General features: G+C 63.1%; 15 protein-coding genes. 11 read left to right on the top strand and 4 right to left on the bottom strand.

Annotation, left to right across the window (positions count from 1 at the left end):
• Window positions 1-25: 25 nt before the first annotated feature.
• From ASE71_RS18925 to ASE71_RS18905, 5 genes are all read left to right on the top strand, one after another.
• A complete protein-coding gene (locus ASE71_RS18925; RefSeq protein ID WP_060518885.1) occupies window positions 26-1009 on the top strand; it encodes a carbohydrate ABC transporter permease in 984 nt (327 codons plus the stop codon).
• Window positions 1009-1839: a carbohydrate ABC transporter permease gene (locus ASE71_RS18920; RefSeq protein ID WP_034794005.1), complete on the top strand. Its 831-nt coding sequence runs from the start codon at window positions 1009-1011 to the stop codon at window positions 1837-1839. The genes ASE71_RS18925 and ASE71_RS18920 overlap by 1 nt, the downstream gene beginning before the upstream one ends.
• A gap of 11 nt (window positions 1840-1850) precedes the next feature.
• Window positions 1851-2879, top strand: a complete 1029-nt coding sequence (locus ASE71_RS18915) for an ABC transporter ATP-binding protein (RefSeq protein ID WP_034794003.1) — start codon at window positions 1851-1853, stop codon at window positions 2877-2879.
• Between the two features lie 108 nt (window positions 2880-2987).
• The gene (locus ASE71_RS18910; RefSeq protein ID WP_089045619.1) at window positions 2988-3779 is read left to right on the top strand and encodes a ThuA domain-containing protein; all 792 of its coding nucleotides are present in this window, start codon (window positions 2988-2990) and stop codon (window positions 3777-3779) included.
• A gap of 5 nt (window positions 3780-3784) precedes the next feature.
• A complete protein-coding gene (locus tag ASE71_RS18905) occupies window positions 3785-4828 on the top strand; it encodes a Gfo/Idh/MocA family protein (protein WP_060518974.1) in 1044 nt (347 codons plus the stop codon).
• On the opposite strand, the gene ASE71_RS18900 is transcribed toward ASE71_RS18905, so the two are convergent.
• A complete protein-coding gene (locus ASE71_RS18900; protein WP_234798763.1) occupies window positions 4825-6099 on the bottom strand; it encodes an alpha/beta hydrolase in 1275 nt (424 codons plus the stop codon). The two genes, ASE71_RS18905 and ASE71_RS18900, sit on opposite strands and share 4 nt — an antisense overlap.
• A 345-nt stretch (window positions 6100-6444) precedes the next feature.
• Here ASE71_RS18900 and ASE71_RS18895 point away from each other — a divergent pair, with 345 nt between their 5' ends.
• From ASE71_RS18895 to ASE71_RS18870, 6 genes are read left to right on the top strand one after another with little or no spacing between them, the layout of a single operon-like run.
• On the top strand, window positions 6445-7500 hold the full coding sequence (locus ASE71_RS18895; RefSeq protein WP_034794001.1) for a dipeptidase: 1056 nt from the start codon (window positions 6445-6447) through the stop codon (window positions 7498-7500).
• Window positions 7501-7548: 48 nt separating this feature from the next.
• Window positions 7549-9189 (top strand): ABC transporter substrate-binding protein, encoded by a 1641-nt coding sequence (locus ASE71_RS18890; RefSeq protein ID WP_060518883.1) that lies wholly within the window; start codon window positions 7549-7551, stop codon window positions 9187-9189.
• 42 nt (window positions 9190-9231) lie between these two features.
• A complete protein-coding gene (locus ASE71_RS18885; protein ID WP_034793987.1) occupies window positions 9232-10293 on the top strand; it encodes an ABC transporter permease in 1062 nt (353 codons plus the stop codon).
• Entirely contained in the window at window positions 10290-11222 is a 933-nt protein-coding gene (locus ASE71_RS18880; protein ID WP_060518881.1) for an ABC transporter permease, read from the top strand. Before ASE71_RS18885 ends, ASE71_RS18880 begins: the two co-directional genes overlap by 4 nt.
• Window positions 11219-12052 (top strand): ABC transporter ATP-binding protein, encoded by an 834-nt coding sequence (locus ASE71_RS18875; protein ID WP_034793982.1) that lies wholly within the window; start codon window positions 11219-11221, stop codon window positions 12050-12052. Before ASE71_RS18880 ends, ASE71_RS18875 begins: the two co-directional genes overlap by 4 nt.
• Window positions 12049-12816, top strand: coding sequence for an ABC transporter ATP-binding protein (locus ASE71_RS18870; protein ID WP_060518879.1), 768 nt, complete (start codon window positions 12049-12051; stop codon window positions 12814-12816). Before ASE71_RS18875 ends, ASE71_RS18870 begins: the two co-directional genes overlap by 4 nt.
• Window positions 12817-12891: 75 nt before the next feature.
• On the opposite strand, the gene ASE71_RS18865 is transcribed toward ASE71_RS18870, so the two are convergent.
• From ASE71_RS18865 to rfbG, 3 genes are all read right to left on the bottom strand, one after another.
• Window positions 12892-13629 carry a hypothetical protein gene (locus tag ASE71_RS18865; RefSeq protein WP_244496852.1) on the bottom strand — a complete coding sequence of 246 codons (738 nt, stop codon included), beginning with the start codon at window positions 13627-13629 and terminating at the stop codon, window positions 12892-12894.
• Between the two features lie 191 nt (window positions 13630-13820).
• A complete protein-coding gene (locus ASE71_RS18860) occupies window positions 13821-15053 on the bottom strand; it encodes a class I SAM-dependent methyltransferase (RefSeq protein WP_034793975.1) in 1233 nt (410 codons plus the stop codon).
• 8 nt (window positions 15054-15061) lie between these two features.
• On the bottom strand, window positions 15062-16129 hold the full coding sequence (gene rfbG, locus ASE71_RS18855) for a CDP-glucose 4,6-dehydratase (protein ID WP_060518877.1): 1068 nt from the start codon (window positions 16127-16129) through the stop codon (window positions 15062-15064).
• Between the last annotated feature and the right edge of the window lie 20 nt (window positions 16130-16149).

Genomic DNA, 16149 nt, shown 5'->3' with positions numbered 1-16149 from the left:
CCGAATGGCAAGGGTGAGTACAGACATGACCGACATTTCCGTCGCAGACCCGCCTTCCGCCCTTGGGCAGCAGGCCCGGATCCGCTCCGATCTCAACGCCGAGCGCATCCGCTCCGCCTGGATCTTTCTCGCACCGACGCTTCTGGTGCTGGCACTCGTCGCCGGCTGGCCGCTCATTCGCACAGTCTATTTCAGCTTCACCAATGCGTCGCTGACCAACCTCGAAGGCGCCGAGTTCGTCGGCTTCAAGAACTACCTTTCCTGGATCACGCTGAAGAGCGGGCGCACCGTCTATAACGGCCTGCTTGCCGATCCGGCCTGGTGGAACGCCGTCTGGAACACGCTGAAGTTCTCGGCCGTTTCCGTCACCATCGAGACGGTGCTCGGCCTGATCGTCGCGCTGGTCCTGAATGCGAATTTCCCGGGCCGCGGGCTGGTGCGCGCCGCAATCCTGATTCCCTGGGCGATCCCGACGATCGTGTCCGCCAAGATGTGGGCCTGGATGCTCAACGATCAGTTCGGCATCCTGAACGATCTTCTGCTCGGCCTCGGCCTCATCAGCCAGAAGGTCGCCTGGACCGCCAATCCGGAGACCGCGATGGTCGCCGTTTTGATCGTCGACGTCTGGAAGACGACGCCGTTCATGGCGCTCCTGATGCTGGCCGGCCTGCAGATGGTACCGTCGGATATCTATGAGGCGGCCAAGATCGATGGCGTGCATCCGCTCAAGGTCTTCTGGCGGTTGACGTTGCCCTTGATCCGGCCGGCGCTGATGGTGGCGGTGATCTTCCGCATGCTCGATGCGCTGCGCATCTTCGATCTCATCTATGTGCTGACGCCCAACAACGCGAAGACCAAGACGATGTCGGTGCTCGCGCGCGAAAACCTGTTTGACTTCGACAAGTTCGCCTATGGCGCCGCGGCCTCGACGATGCTGTTCCTGATCATCGCGGCGATCACCGTCGCCTACATGTGGTTCGGCCGCGTCAATCTCGAAGGAGCGCGCTGATGGTTGCCACCCTTGCCAAGCGCACGGCGTTCTACGCCCTCGTTGCCGCCATCATCATCATGGCCGTCTTCCCGTTCTACTATGCGGTGCTGACGAGCTTTAAATCCGGGACGGCGCTGTTCCGGGTCGACTACTGGCCGACCGAGATCTCCTTCGACAACTACGCGGGCATCGTCACCAGCAGCGGCTTCCTGCGCAATCTCGCCAATTCGCTGCTGGTCGCAACGATCGTCGTTGCCGTGTCGTTGCTCCTGGCCGTCACCGCTGCCTATGCGTTGGCGCGAGTGCGGTTCCGCGGTCGCGGGCTCCTGCTTCTGACGATCCTGTCGGTGTCGATGTTTCCGCAGATCGCGGTGCTTGCCGGCCTCTTTGAACTCATCCGCTCGGTCGGCATCTTCAACACGCCCCTGGCGCTGATCTTTTCCTACATGATCTTCACCTTGCCGTTCACGGTCTGGGTGCTCACCACCTTCATGCGCGATCTGCCGGTGGAGATCGAGGAAGCGGCGATCGTCGATGGCGCCACACCCTGGGTGATCATCACCCGCGTGTTCATGCCGCTGATGTGGCCGGCGCTGGTGACGACGGGGCTGCTCGCGTTCATCGCCGCCTGGAACGAGTTCCTGTTCGCGCTGACCTTCACCTCATCGGACAGCCAGCGCACGGTGCCGGTCGCGATCGCGCTGCTCTCGGGAAACAGCCAGTACGAAATTCCGTGGGGCAACATCATGGCCGCATCGATCATCGTCACCGTGCCACTGGTTGTTCTCGTGCTGATCTTTCAGCGGCGGATCATCTCCGGGCTCACCGCCGGCGGCGTCAAAGGATAAGGGGAGAAAATATGGCAGAGCTCCAATTGCGCAACATCCGCAAGTCCTTCGGCGCCTTCGAGGTGATCAAGGGCGTCAGCATGGATATCCGGGCCGGCGAATTCATGGTCTTTGTCGGGCCCTCCGGCTGCGGCAAGTCCACGCTGCTGCGGCTGATCGCCGGGCTCGAAGACATCTCATCGGGCACGCTGTCCTTCGACGGCCAGGTGGTCAACCAGTTGACGCCGTCGAAGCGCGGCATCGCGATGGTGTTCCAGTCCTATGCGCTTTACCCGCATATGACGGTATTCGAGAACATGTCCTTCGGCATGCAGCTTGCCGGCAAGGACAAGGAGCAGTGCAAGAAGCGCGTCGAGGCGGCAGCCGAGATGCTGCAGCTGACGCCCTATCTGCAGCGGCTGCCGCGGCAGCTCTCCGGCGGCCAGCGCCAGCGCGTGGCGATCGGCCGGGCTATCGTGCGCGATCCCAAGGTCTTTCTCTTCGACGAGCCGCTCTCCAATCTCGATGCGGCGCTGCGCGTTGCGACCCGCATCGAGATCGCCAAGCTGCATCGCAGCATGCACAAGACGACGATGATCTATGTCACCCACGACCAGGTCGAGGCGATGACACTGGCCGATCGCATTTGCGTGCTACGGGATGGCCGGGTCGAACAGATCGGCACGCCGCTCGAACTCTATGAAAGCCCGAACTCCGTCTTCGTCGCCGGCTTTATCGGTTCGCCGAAGATGAACTTTCTGTCCGGCGCACTGGCTGCGCCCTACGATGCCCATACGATCGGCATCCGAGCGGAGCATCTGGAGATCAAGGCGAGTGGGGGTCAATGGTCGGGAACGGTGGTGCATTCCGAAATGCTGGGGTCCGACAGCTACATTTATCTCGATATCGGCGCTGGCGAACCGGTCATCGTCCGGGAAGGTGGCACCTCGCATCACCGGCCGGGTGAGACAATTCACATCTCGCCGCTCGGCGGCAGCATCCACCGCTTCGATGCATCGGGGCAGGCTCTCGGCCGCGCACCCATGAAAGGGGCTGCCTGACCAGACCCCGATCAAACTGAAGACACCCAGAGCTTCGGGGTCGCCAATTCCTGGCGGCCCCATCTATCGTAAGACGACAGGCCCGTAACGGGCGAACACGCAAGGAGAATGGCCGTGCCTATCAGAACAGTTGTTTGGGGCGAGAATATTCACGAGCAGACCAACGAAATCGTCCGCAGCATCTATCCAAACGGGATGCACAATACGATCGCGGCGGCGCTGAATACGGAAGCTGCGATCGAGGCGACGACGGCGACGCTGCAGGAGCCGGAACATGGCCTGAGCGTCGAGCGCCTTGCCAACACCGATGTGCTTCTCTGGTGGGGCCACAAGGACCACGGCGCCGTCAGCGACGAGATCGTCGAGCGTGTTGCCAAGCGCGTCTGGGAGGGCATGGGCCTGATCGTGCTGCACTCCGGCCACTTCTCCAAGATCTTCAAGCGGCTGATGGGCACGCCCTGCGCGCTGAAATGGCGCGAAGCAGGCGAGCGTGAGCGCGTCTGGGCGATCAATCCGCGTCACCCGATCGCCGAAGGCATCGAGGAGAACTTCGTGCTCGAGAACGAGGAAATGTACGGTGAGCAGTTCTCGGTGCCGGAGCCGCTCGAAACCGTCTTCATCTCGTGGTTTGCCGGCGGCGAAGTGTTCCGCTCGGGGCTGACCTGGCGCCGCGGTGCCGGCAACATCTTCTATTTCCGTCCCGGCCACGAAACCTACCCGACCTATCACGACGCCAATGTCCAGAAGGTGCTGCGCAATTCGGTGAAGTGGGCCTACAACGCCGACAACCGCTACACGGCGATCCACGACGCACCAAACGTGCCGGTCGAAAAGGCGCTGGAACCGATCGTCGAGCGCGGCCCCAGGCTGCACCAGGCCGGCGAAGCAGGATACAGGTGAGCATCATGCGTCTTCTCATTGTAGGAACCGGCGGCATGGCAAACAGCCATGCCCAGGCCTTTGCCAAGATCGAAGGCGTCGAGATGGTCGGCGCTGTCGATGTCGATCCCGCCCGGGCCAAGGCTTTTGCCGACAAGCACGGCATTGCCGCGACCTTCACCTCGCTCGACGAGGCGATCGCCTGGGGCAAGTTCGATGCGGCGACGAACGTGACGCCCGACAAGGCGCATCACCCGACGACGCTGGCGCTCATTGCCGCGGGCAAGCATGTGCTGTGCGAAAAGCCGCTCGCCGAGAATTATGCCAAGGCGGCAGAGATGGCGGAAGCGGCCGAGCGTTCCGGCCTTGTGACCATGGTCAACCTCACCTACCGCAACGTCGCGCCGCTGCAGAAGGCACGCGCAATGGTGCTTGCCGGCGAGGTTGGCAAGCTGCGTCACATTGAGGCGTCCTATCTGCAGAGCTGGCTCGTTTCCAAGGCCTGGGGCGACTGGGCGACGGAATCGCAATGGCTGTGGCGGCTCTCGACCAAGCACGGCTCGAACGGCGTGCTCGGCGATGTCGGCATCCACATTCTCGACTTTGCCGGCTATGGCGCGGGCACGGACGCCGCCCGGGTCTTCGCGCGGCTGAAGACCTTCGACAAGGCGCCTGATAACCGCATCGGCGAGTATGATCTCGACGCCAATGACAGCTTCGTCATGACGGCCGAGTTCGGCAACGGCGCCATGGGCGTCGTCCATGCCAGCCGCTGGGCGACCGGGCATCTGAACGAGCTCCGGCTGAGGCTACACGGCGACAAGGGTGCCCTCGAAGTGGTGCACACGCCCGATGGATCGACGCTGCGCGCCTGCCTCGGGGTGGACGTCGAAACCGCGACCTGGCGCGATGTCGATGCGGGCACCGTCGCGACGAACTACGAGCGCTTCGTGGCCGCCGTCCGTAAGGGCAAGACGGAGGAGCCCGGGTTCCGCCATGCGGCGAACCTGCAGAAAGTGCTCGACCTCGCGATGGTGACGGAAGCCGAGCGGCGCGAGCTGCCCGTCTAACGAGAGTGACGGTCGGGGGTGTTGCTTTTCGCGGCTCCCCCGCTTTCCGGCGGTGTCCAAGGGGTCACTGCCGAGCCGACGGTGTTTTCCATCGATTGGCCGAGACGCCGCAGCTGCCCGTCGTAGTTCCTGCGGGTGTTGGGATCGAAGATCATGATCGGCGTCGAAACCGCCAGGCTCGCGGCATTGCCGACCGTCTGCGTGGCGCCGAGCGTGACGGCGCCGATGCGTTCGCCGAGACCGACATCGGAATCGGTCACGGTCTGGCCGGCGATCAGCCGGTTGCCAAGCAGGCGCACGACTTCGGGGCTTTCGGCGAACTTCCCGTGGTTGAGCTTGTCGCCGCCCTTCAGTGCTGTCAGATCGATGACGCTGATGCCGGCCTGTTCCAGCTGAGTGCGATAGGGCTCGGCGGTCGGGTCGATCTGGCCGAGGCGGTCGACATTGCCGGAGATACGCCTCGACAAGGTCAGCGCCCGGTCGTCGCGCGATACGAACAGCGTGAACTTCGGGCGCTTCGTACCCATGGCGCGGATCTGCTGGCCGAAGACGTCGACGTCGAGGTCGGGCGACGCCAGGATGACGTCGGTGATCTTGGGCGCGATGCGTCCGTCGCGGATCGCCATCTGGCGCAGTGCCTCGACCGTCACCCACGACCCCATGGAATGGGCCATGACGGTGATTTCGCCGACAGCAGGATTGCTTGAGGCACGCCGCAGCAGTTCCTCCAGCGCGTCGCGCGAATAGTTGGTGCTTTCCTTGTCGTAATTGTAGTCGAATATGCTGGCGCGCGAGGGCCAGGTGAAGATGACGGGCGCGACATCGGTGCCGCTGTCGTGCACGATCTGGGCAAAACGATAAACGGCGTCTTCGTAGCGGTTGTTGAAGCCGTGAACGAAGATCAGTACGCGCCGGGTTTTCGGCAGATGACCTTTCACCCAGTTCTGCACGTCGTTGCCCTGATTGAGCGGCGTGACGCTGACGGTGGAGAAATCCCGCTCCGGATTGGCGGGAAGCTTCGTCGGCCATTGCACCTGGCCGACCTTGCGGTTCTTTTCCGGCGGAATGGAGACGGCAATTTCCGTCAGCGAAAGCTCGGCTGAGCGTTCGCCGCTAAAAAGCACGCCCGGCTCGGTGGAGGGGGCACGGGTGGTTGCGACCAGCAGATCGACCTTGGAGGCGCCACCCGTCGTGCCCGAAGGGACGAGCACGCCCACGGGGCGTCCGGCGCAGGCCGCAAGGGTGGCCGCCAGGAGAAGCGTCGCAGCGATGCGGCCCCAGGGCCTCTCCGAGCCCGCAAGAGAAAACGAACGCACCACCAACCTCCCTGTGCCGCATCATGCAGCATGTCGGCCCGATCCGTGGGCCCAAGCCATTCTCCTTGCATGAGAAACGCTGTGTTTTCATCCCTTGGCTGGGGTTCGAAGCCCTGCGGCACCGTGTTTGCCAGCGGCTATGCGGCAATCATGCAACATTTCGCTACAGGCAGGCCTGGGTAAAACCCCCTGATATTCATTGAAAAGGCTTTGGGCTTTCACTAGCATCGCTTCGACTTTCCCCTGGACGCGACCCGAACGGCCCGTCCGATCTCCCTGAAATGATAAGGAAATTCAGGAATGCAGGCGGTTTTCGATGGCCATAACGACGTGCTTCTGCGTCTGTGGCAGAACGCCCGGAAGGGCCAGGACCCGGTACGCGAATTCGTCGACGGCATCGACCAGGGCCATATTGATGCGCCGCGCGCCAAGGCGGGCGGTCTCGTTGGTGGCCTCTCGGCAATCTACGTGCCCTCGGGAGATCTCGTCCTGCAACCGCCGAACGAGAACGGTCACTACGAAACGCCGCTTTCGGCACCGCTCGAGCACCTGCCGTCGCTGGCGATCGCCATGGAGCTCGCCGATATCGCCGTCCGCCTCGATCGGGCAGGGGCGTGGAAGCTCTGCCGGTCGACCGCCGAAATCCGTAGGGCGGTCGAGGCCGGCGTCTTCGCCTCGGTCCTCCACATGGAAGGCTGCGAAGCGATCGGCGCCGATCTTTCCGCGCTCGAAACGTTCTATGCCGCCGGCCTGCGTTCGCTCGGGCCGGTCTGGAGCCGCCACAACGTCTTCGGTCATGGCGTACCGTTCTCCTATCCGATGTCTCCGGACACCGCACCCGGACTGACGGACGCCGGCTTCGAGCTCGTGCGGACCTGCAACCGTCTGGGCATTCTGATCGATCTTGCACACATCACCGAGAAGGGCTTCTGGGACGTGGCGAAGACCACCGACCAGCCGCTGGTCGCCAGCCATTCGAATGCGCATGCGCTGACCCCGGTCGCGCGCAACCTGACCGATAAGCAGCTCGACGCCGTCCGCGAAAGCAAGGGCCTCGTGGGGCTCAATTACGCGACGACGATGCTGCGCGCCGACGGCCAGGAAAATGCCGCAACGCCGCTTTCCGACATGGTGCGCCATGTCGACTATCTCATCGAGCGCATGGGCATCGACTGCGTCGCACTCGGGTCGGATTTCGACGGGGCAACGATCCCCGAGGAGATTGCTGATGCGGCCGGTAGTCAGGCGCTCGTTGCGGCGCTCAGAAGCGCCGGATATGGTGATGCCGAACTGGCAAAGATATGCCGGGAGAACTGGTGGAGAGTTCTGGGACAGGCTTGGCACGAGGCCGCCTGAACCCATGAAGAAGGGGCCCAAAAGGGCGTAAACGAGGGAACTGCAAACATGATGCACAAGCTCAATGGACGTCTTCGTCTTCTGACGGCTTCTGCGGCGCTGGCCATGGTGATGGCTGCAACCGCACCGGCCTTTGCGGAAACGCCGAAGGACACGCTGGTCGAAGCCTTTGCGATCGACGACGTGATTACCATGGATCCGGGCGAAGCCTTCGAGCTGACCGCGGCCGAAATCACCGGCAACACCTACAGCATGCTGGTGCGCCTCGACATCAACGACACGACCAAGGTCGTCGGCGACCTCGCCGACAGCTGGACCGTGTCCGACGACGGCCTGACCTATACGTTCAAGCTGAAGCCCGGCCTGAAGTTCGCTTCCGGCAATCCGGTGACCGCTGAAGACGTCGCGTGGTCCTTCGAGCGTGCCGTGAAGCTCGACAAGAGCCCGGCCTTCATCCTCACCCAGTTCGGCCTTACGGGCGACAACGTGACGGAAAAGGCCAAGGCAACGGACGCGCAGACCTTTGTCTTCACCGTCGATCAGGCCTATGCGCCGAGCTTCGTCTTGAACTGCCTGACGGCAACCGTGGGCGCTGTGCTCGACAAGAAGCTCGTGCTCGAAAACGTCAAGCCGGTCACGCCGACGGAAGAGTACAAGTATGACAACGACTTCGGCAATGAATGGCTGAAGACCGGCTATGCCGGCTCGGGCCCATTCAAGCTGCGCGAATGGCGCGCCAACGAAGTCATCGTTCTCGAGCGCAACGAAAACTACTATGGCGAACAGGCAAAGCTTGCTCGCGTCATCTATCGCCACATGAAGGAAAGCTCGGGCCAGCGCCTGGCGCTTGAAGCGGGCGATATCGACGTGGCACGCAACCTCGAGCCGGGCGATTTCGACGCCGTTTCGAAGAATGCCGACCTCGCCACCACGAACGCGCCGAAGGGCACGGTCTACTACATCAGCCTCAACCAGAAGAATGCGAACCTCGCAAAGCCCGAAGTGCGCGAAGCGTTCAAGTATCTGGTCGACTACGATGCCATCGGCTCGACCCTCATCAAGGGCATCGGCGAGATCCACCAGAGCTTCCTGCCGAAGGGCGTTCTGGGTGCACTCGACGAGAACCCCTACAAGCTCGACGTCGCCAAGGCGAAGGAACTGCTGACCAAGGCCGGCCTTGCCGACGGCTTCACCGTCACCATGGACGTTCGCAACGGCCAGCCGGTCACCGGCATTGCCGAGTCCTTCCAGCAGACGCTGGGCCAGGCCGGCGTGAAGCTCGAAATCATCCCCGGCGACGGTAAGCAGACGCTGACGAAGTATCGTGCCCGTAACCACGACATGTATATCGGTCAGTGGGGCATGGACTATTTCGACCCGAACTCGAACGCCGAAACCTTCACCAGCAACCCTGATAACTCCGACGAAGGCAAGAACAAGACCCTTGCCTGGCGCAATGCCTGGGACGTTCCGGAGCTGACGAAGAAGACCAAGGACGCTCTGCTCGAGCGCGACAGCGCCAAGCGTGCGGAGACCTACAAGGAACTGCAGAAGACGGTGCTGGGCGAAAGCCCGTTCGTCATCATCTTCCAGCAGACCGAAGTCGCCGGCTACCGCGGCAACGTCAAGGGCCTGAAGCTCGGTCCGAGCTTCGACACCAACTTCGTCGCCGGCATCACCAAAGAATAAGCCGTCTCGAAGGAATAAACCGAAAGGATCGTTCCCTTGAGCATGAGCGCAACAGGGACAGTGGGCGGGCGCAAACGCGCCCGTCCCGGTAAGATCGTGGCAGCGGTGCTGCGCTTTCTTGTCGTTGTCGTCACCACCTATCTCGGCCTTCTGGCCGTCACCTTTTTCATCGGCCGGGTAATCCCGATCGACCCGGTTCTGGCCGTTCTCGGCGACCGGGCGCCGACGCATGTCGTCGAAAGGACGCGCGAGGCGATGGGGCTCAATCTGCCCCTCTACCAACAATTCTTCATCTATGTCCGCCAGGCGCTGACCGGTGACTTCGGCGTTTCGGTGCTGACGACCAATCCGGTCATGACCGACATCCGCCGCGTCTTCCCGGCGACCATGGAGCTCGCGACGCTCGGCACGCTCATCGGCGCCCTGTTCGGCGTTCCGCTCGGCGTACTTGCGGCCGTCAAGCGTGGCAGCATTGCCGACCAGATCGTGCGCGTCATCGGCCTTGTCGGCTATTCCGTGCCGATCTTCTGGCTGGCGCTCCTGTCGCTGCTGGTGTTCTACGCGCGGCTGAAGTGGGTCGCCTATCCCGGCCGTATCGATATCGTGTTCGAGTACACGTTCACGCCGATCACAGGCTTCTACCTGTTCGACGCGCTCTGGCAGCGGCAGTGGGACGTGCTTTGGGATGTGTTCCGCCACATCATTCTGCCGGCCTCGTTGCTCGGCTACTTCTCGCTTGCCTATATCAGCCGCATGACGCGCAGCTTCATGCTCAACGAGCTGCAGCAGGAATACATCGTCGCGGCGCGCGCCAAGGGTCTGTCCGAGACCCGGATCATCTGGGGCCACGCGCTCCGGAACGCGGCCGTGCCGCTCGTGACGGTGATTGCGCTCTCCTATGCCGGCCTGCTCGAGGGCTCGGTCTTGACGGAAACCGTCTTCGCCTGGCCAGGTCTCGGTCTCTACATCACCAACTCGCTGCAGAATGCCGACATGAACGCCGTGCTTGGTGGCACCATCATCATCGGTTCGGTCTTCATCGGCATCAATCTCCTGTCCGATCTTCTCTACCGGACGCTCGACCCGAGGACGCGCCAGCGATGAGTACCGTTACCGAAACCCGTGCGATGACGCGTCGCGAATGGCTGCTGTCCGATCGCCCGCAGTCGCGCACCCAGGCCCGGCTTGGCCGTGCCTATATGACCTGGCAGCGTTTTGCCGCCAACAAGCTCGCCGTTCTCGGCCTGCTCATCCTGCTGGCGTTGGTCTTCGTTGCCGCCTTCGCCGATTTCCTGGCGCCGCATTCGCCCTATATCGGGGATCTTGCCAACGCCCGTCTGCTGCCGCCGGCAACCCCCGGCTACCTGCTCGGCACCGACGATCTCGGCCGCGATATTCTCTCGCGGCTGATCCATGGTTCGCGGCTGACGCTTGCCGTCGTGCTTCTCGTTGCGATCATCGCAGCACCTGTCGGGCTCATCGTCGGCGCTGTCGCCGGCTATGCTGGCGGCTGGGTCGACGCAGTGCTGATGCGTATCACCGATATCTTCCTCGCCTTCCCGAAACTGGTTCTGGCGCTCGCCTTCGTGGCAGCGCTCGGACCGGGCATCGAGAACGCCGTCATCGCGATCGCCATCACCTCCTGGCCGCCCTATGCGCGTATCGCCCGCGCCGAGACGCTGACGGTGCGCAACTCCGACTACATCGCCGCCGTGCAGCTCATGGGCGCATCGCCGATCCGTATCGTCTTCCGCCATGTGATGCCGATGTGCATGTCGTCGTTGATCGTGCGTGTCACGCTCGACATGGCCGGCATCATCCTCACGGCCGCGGGCCTCGGCTTCCTCGGCCTCGGCGCACAGCCGCCGCTGCCGGAATGGGGCGCGATGATCGCCTCGGGCCGCCGCTTCATTCTCGACCAGTGGTGGGTGGCAACGATGCCCGGCATCGCGATACTGATCGTCAGCCTCGGTTTCAACCTGCTCGGCGACGGTCTGCGCGACGCGCTCGATCCGCGGGAGAGCGGCCAATGAGTGCGCTTCTGACCGTTGAAGACCTCAAGGTCTCGTTCCCGACCCGCACCGGCCTCGTCGAGGCCGTGCGCGGCGTCTCCTTCACGCTCGGCCGCGAGCGCCTCGGCATCGTCGGCGAAAGCGGCTCCGGCAAGTCGCAGACCGGCCGGGCGATCATGGGGCTGACGCCTGGTCATGCGCAGGTGACGGCAAAGCAGTTGAACTTTGACGGCATCGACCTGCTCTCCGCATCGCCGAAGGTCCGCCGGGATCTCAGGGGCAAGCGGATCGCGATGATCCTGCAGGACCCCAAGTATTCGTTGAACCCGGTGATGAGCATCGGCCGGCAGATCGTCGAGACGCTACGGCAGCACGAAAATGTCAGCCGCGGCGAGGCCCGGGAGAGGGCACTCGACATGCTGGCCGCGGTGCAGATCCGTGATCCGAAGCGCGTTTACGATCTCTACCCGCACGAGGTTTCGGGCGGCATGGGCCAGCGCGCGATGATCGCGATGATGCTGGTCGCCGGGCCGGAACTCTTGATCGCCGACGAGCCGACCTCGGCGCTCGACGTGACGGTACAGCTCGAAGTGCTTGGCATCCTCGACAAGCTCGTCGCCGATCGAGGCATGGGTCTGGTCTTCGTGTCGCACGATCTGCGGCTCGTGTCGTCCTTCTGTGACCGCGTGATCGTCATGTATGCCGGCCGGATCGTCGAGGAACTGGCGGCGTCCGAGCTTGCCAATGCCAAGCATCCCTATACCCAAGGTTTGCTGAACTGCATGCCGGCGATCGGATCCGATCGTCATCCTCTGCCGGTTCTCGACCGCAAGCCGGAGTGGGCCCAATGAACTCAGCCGTTTCCGTTTCGAACCTTTCCGTCACCTATGACGAGTTCAAGGCGCTGAACGACGTCAGCGTCGAGATTGCGCCGGGCGAATCCTTCGGGCTCGTCGGCGAGTCCGGATCGGGCAAGTCGACCTTGCTTCGGGCGATCGCCGGTCTCGCGCCCGTCACCGGCGGCACCATTCGCGTGCATGATCGTGTTCTGCAGGGGGCAAAGCGCGACAAGGCCTTCTACCGCGCCGTGCAGATGGTGTTTCAAGATCCCTATGGTTCGCTGCACCCGCGCCAGACGATCGACCGGCAATTGCTGGAGCCGCTGGCGATCCACGGCGTGGCCGACGGCGAGCGGCGCATCCTGAAGGCGCTCGACGAGGTCGGTCTCGGGTCGGGTTTCCGCTTCCGTTATCCGCACCAGCTGTCGGGCGGTCAGCGCCAGCGCGTTGCGATCGCCCGGGCGCTGATCCTCGAACCATCGATCCTGCTGCTCGACGAGCCGACTTCGGCGCTCGACGCCTCGGTCCAGGCGGAAGTCTTGAACCTCCTGGAACAGGTCCGGCGCGACCATAAGCTGACCTTCATCATGGTCAGCCACGATCTCGGTGTCGTCACCCATATGTGCGATCGGTTGGCGGTGATGCAGGGTGGACGTGTCGTCGAACGCCTGTCCTCGGCGGACCTCGTCGCCGGGCGTATCGGTGAAGATTACACGCGCAGCCTCATGGTCGCGAGCAAGGGCTTTCAGCGCAAGGACGCTGCCGTGACTGCGTGACGGTACCGATACAAGCGGGGCCATCGTCCCGCTTGTATCGCTTCGTTTCGAACCATCCGGTCCAGGCCCGGCCGCTTAGGCGCTTTGCCGCCAGACCGAGGTCGAGTCGGTGATCACCTTCTGGATGCGGCGCTGCTCGCGCCATTCCCGGCCCATATCCTTGATGACCGGCTGCGCCTCGGGCGAGAAGATATAGTTGCGGCGACTGGCGACATAGGCCTCCATCGCCGGGTTGACGCCCGAATAGAACTGCTTTTCCGGATCACGCGAGAGGTCCATCAGGCCGGCGCATTGCCGCGCGAAGTCGCCGCGAAGGATCGACGGCGACGTCGTGAATTTCGGGAAAGTGCGAAACAACGGGATCTTGATCCCGAACAGATACGCGTATTCGTTGCGCCGATGGAAATGGCCCTTGCGGCGAATATTCCAGTTCTGGTCCGCCGTGTGGAACGAGACCTGGCTGATCGCCGGATCCGCGAAGGGCGCCAGCAGTTCTTCGCCCATGTCCCTCAGCGAGATCCAGTCGTCCTCCAGGTGGAAGACGTAGTCGGCGCTGGTGGCCGACCAGAGTTTCGCGACGGCCGCACAAAAGCCCGGGCTCTCGGGCTGGAACACGGTTCCGTCGGGGAAATGGTTGCGGAATATCTCGACGCAGGCGCGATGATCCTCCTCCGATCCGAAAACCGGATCGAGATTGAGATAGGCGCCGCGCAGGTCGAGCCTGCAAAAGATTTTGTCCCGGAAGCTCGCCAGCGTCTGGGCAAGCAGGTCCGGGCGCCGGGTGGCGACAAGGCATAGGTCAATCGTGGACATAGCACCTCCTTGGGTGCATTTTTTTCAACCGTCAATACCCACGCCAACCCTGACGTTCACTTAGATCGTGCCGAATTTACGGCAAAGTCACCGAATTTACGGCAAAGCGACCTAAGGCGATCAATAAAGTCGATTTTGGGCGGCTCAACGCGGTCTGGTTGAGGACTGTCCACACTTCCTGGCGTCTAGGATTAGAAGACGCTCAGCTTCGGAATGGCGACGACGAAGCGGCCGCCCCAGTCGCGGATCGCCTCGTTGTCGGCGACGATTTCCGTCTTCAGGTTCCAGGGCAGGATGACGAGATAATCGGGCTTTGCATCCTCGATGACCGTCGGCGCGTGCACCGGAATATGGGTACCGGGCAGGAGCTTGCCCTGCTTCAGGTCATTGCGGTCCACGGCAAAGGCGATTTCGCTGGGCGACAGCCCGCAGACATTGAGGAACGTGTTGCCTTTCGCAGCGGCGCCATAGGCGGCTACGGTTTTTCCCTCCGCCTTGGCGTTCGCCAGGAAATTCTGAAAATCCTTGCAGACGGCGGCGATGCGGTCGTCGAATGCCGTGTAGGTCTCCATCCGCATCAGCCCGGCAAGCGCCTCAGTCGCTCGCAACCGCTCGAGTTCCAGCGTGGTCTCGCGCACGCCGGACCTCAGCTGCGCATAGACGCGCAGCGAACCGCCATGGGTCGGCAGTTCCTCGACGTCGAAGACCTTGAGGCCTGAGCTTTCGAAGATGCGTTCGACGGCCGCCAGCGACAGATAGGAATAGTGCTCGTGGTAGATCGTGTCGAATTGCACGCCTTCCATCAGACGCAGCAGATGGGGGAACTCGAACGTCGCAACGCCATCGGGCTTCAGCAGGATGGCGAAGCCGCCGACGAAGTCGGCGATATCGGGCACATGGGCGAGCACGTTGTTGGCCGCCGTGAGGTCGGCGCGAATGCCACGCTTGACGAGTTCGGTTGCCGTCTCCCGTCCGAAGAAGGCGACCTCGGTCGGGACCTGCCGCTCCTCGGCCAGTCGCGCGGCATTGGCGGCCGGTTCGATGCCGAGCGCCGGGATGCCCTTGGCGACGAAATACTGCAGCAGATAGCCGTCGTTCGAGGCGATCTCGACGACCTGTGAATTGTCATCGAGCGCGAAGCGTTCGGTCATGCTCTCGGCGTAGCGGCGTGCGTGTTCGAGCCAGCTTGTGGAGAAGGAAGAGAGGTAGGCGTAGCCGTCGGTGAAGATTTCATCGGCCGGCACGTTTTCCGTCGTCTGCACCAGCAGGCACTCGGAGCAGACCATCGCCTTCAGCGGAAACGATCGCTCGCGGGCGATGGCTTCCTTCGTCGGTTCGAGAAAGGAATTGGACCAGGGCGTGGAGCCCAGGTCGGCAACGACGGTCTTGAGCGGTGTCGAGCAGAAACGGCAGTTGTGGGACATCGAAGTCGTTAGCCTCTCATGAATGCGTCGATTTGGCTGAGTGTCAGATCACGGGCGTCAGCGCCGCGGCGCCAGCCGTCATACCAGTGGGCGGTCCAGGCGATCGCCTCGTCCTGCGATAGACGGGTTGCCCATGACAACGTCCGTCCGGCAAGCGCCGGATCGAGGCCGAGCGACTTCATTTCGTGCGGCTGGTCCTCGGATGACGCGTCACGCCATTGCGTGGGCAAGCCCATCGCGGTCTGGATGGCGGCGGCAACGTCCCGAACTGGGATCTGTCGCTCGTCCGGAGCCGGGCCGAAATTCAGCGCCGCCACATCGGTCTGGCCGCCATGAAGCGCCTCGGCATAGGCGAAGTATCCGTTGAGGCAGTCGAGCACGTGCTGCCAGGGACGTGTCGCCATCGGGCTCCGGATGTCCAGCGTCTCGCCCGTAAGGGCGGCGCGAACGATATCCGGAACCAGCCGGTCCGCGGAAAAATCGCCGCCGCCGAGCACGTTGCCGCCACGGGCGGTTGCCACCCTTATGCCGCGCTCACGCAGATAGGAATCCCGCCAGGTCGAAACGACCAGCTCGCAGGCGGCCTTCGAACCGGAATAAGGATCATGGCCGCCAAGCACGGCGTCTTCCGGAAAATGCCGGCCGCTTTCGTCGTTGCGGTAGACCTTGTCGGTGGTGACGACAAGGACGGTCTTGAGGGCAGGGGCTGCGCGTGTTGCCTCCAGCAGGCGCGCCGTGCCCATGACGTTGACGTCGAAGGTTTCGACCGGCGTCCGGTAGCTTTCGCGAACCAGAGGCTGGGCCGCCATGTGAAGGACGATCTGCGGGTCGCAAGCGCGGACGGCGGATGCGAGCGTGTCGCCATCGCGGATGTCGGCGAAATGTTCGTTGGAGGCCGATTCCGATCCGAGCAGTGCGTGCAGCGAGGGGGTGGCCGCCGGTGACAGGCCGTAGCCGGTCACCTCAGCGCCCATTTGCGTCAGCCACAGGCGGGCCCAGCTTCCCTTGAAGCCGGAGTGGCCCGTCAGCATCACCCGTTTTCCGGCCCAGAAGGACGGGTCCGCAAGCCTGCTCATGCCCAGACTTTCCAGGGGGC

It is taken from the genome of Ensifer sp. Root954 (assembly GCF_001429005.1).
Taxonomy (GTDB): domain Bacteria; phylum Pseudomonadota; class Alphaproteobacteria; order Rhizobiales; family Rhizobiaceae; genus Ensifer; species Ensifer adhaerens.
Note: the sequence above shows the minus strand (reverse complement) of the source record. Positions and strands in the feature narration are given on the sequence as shown.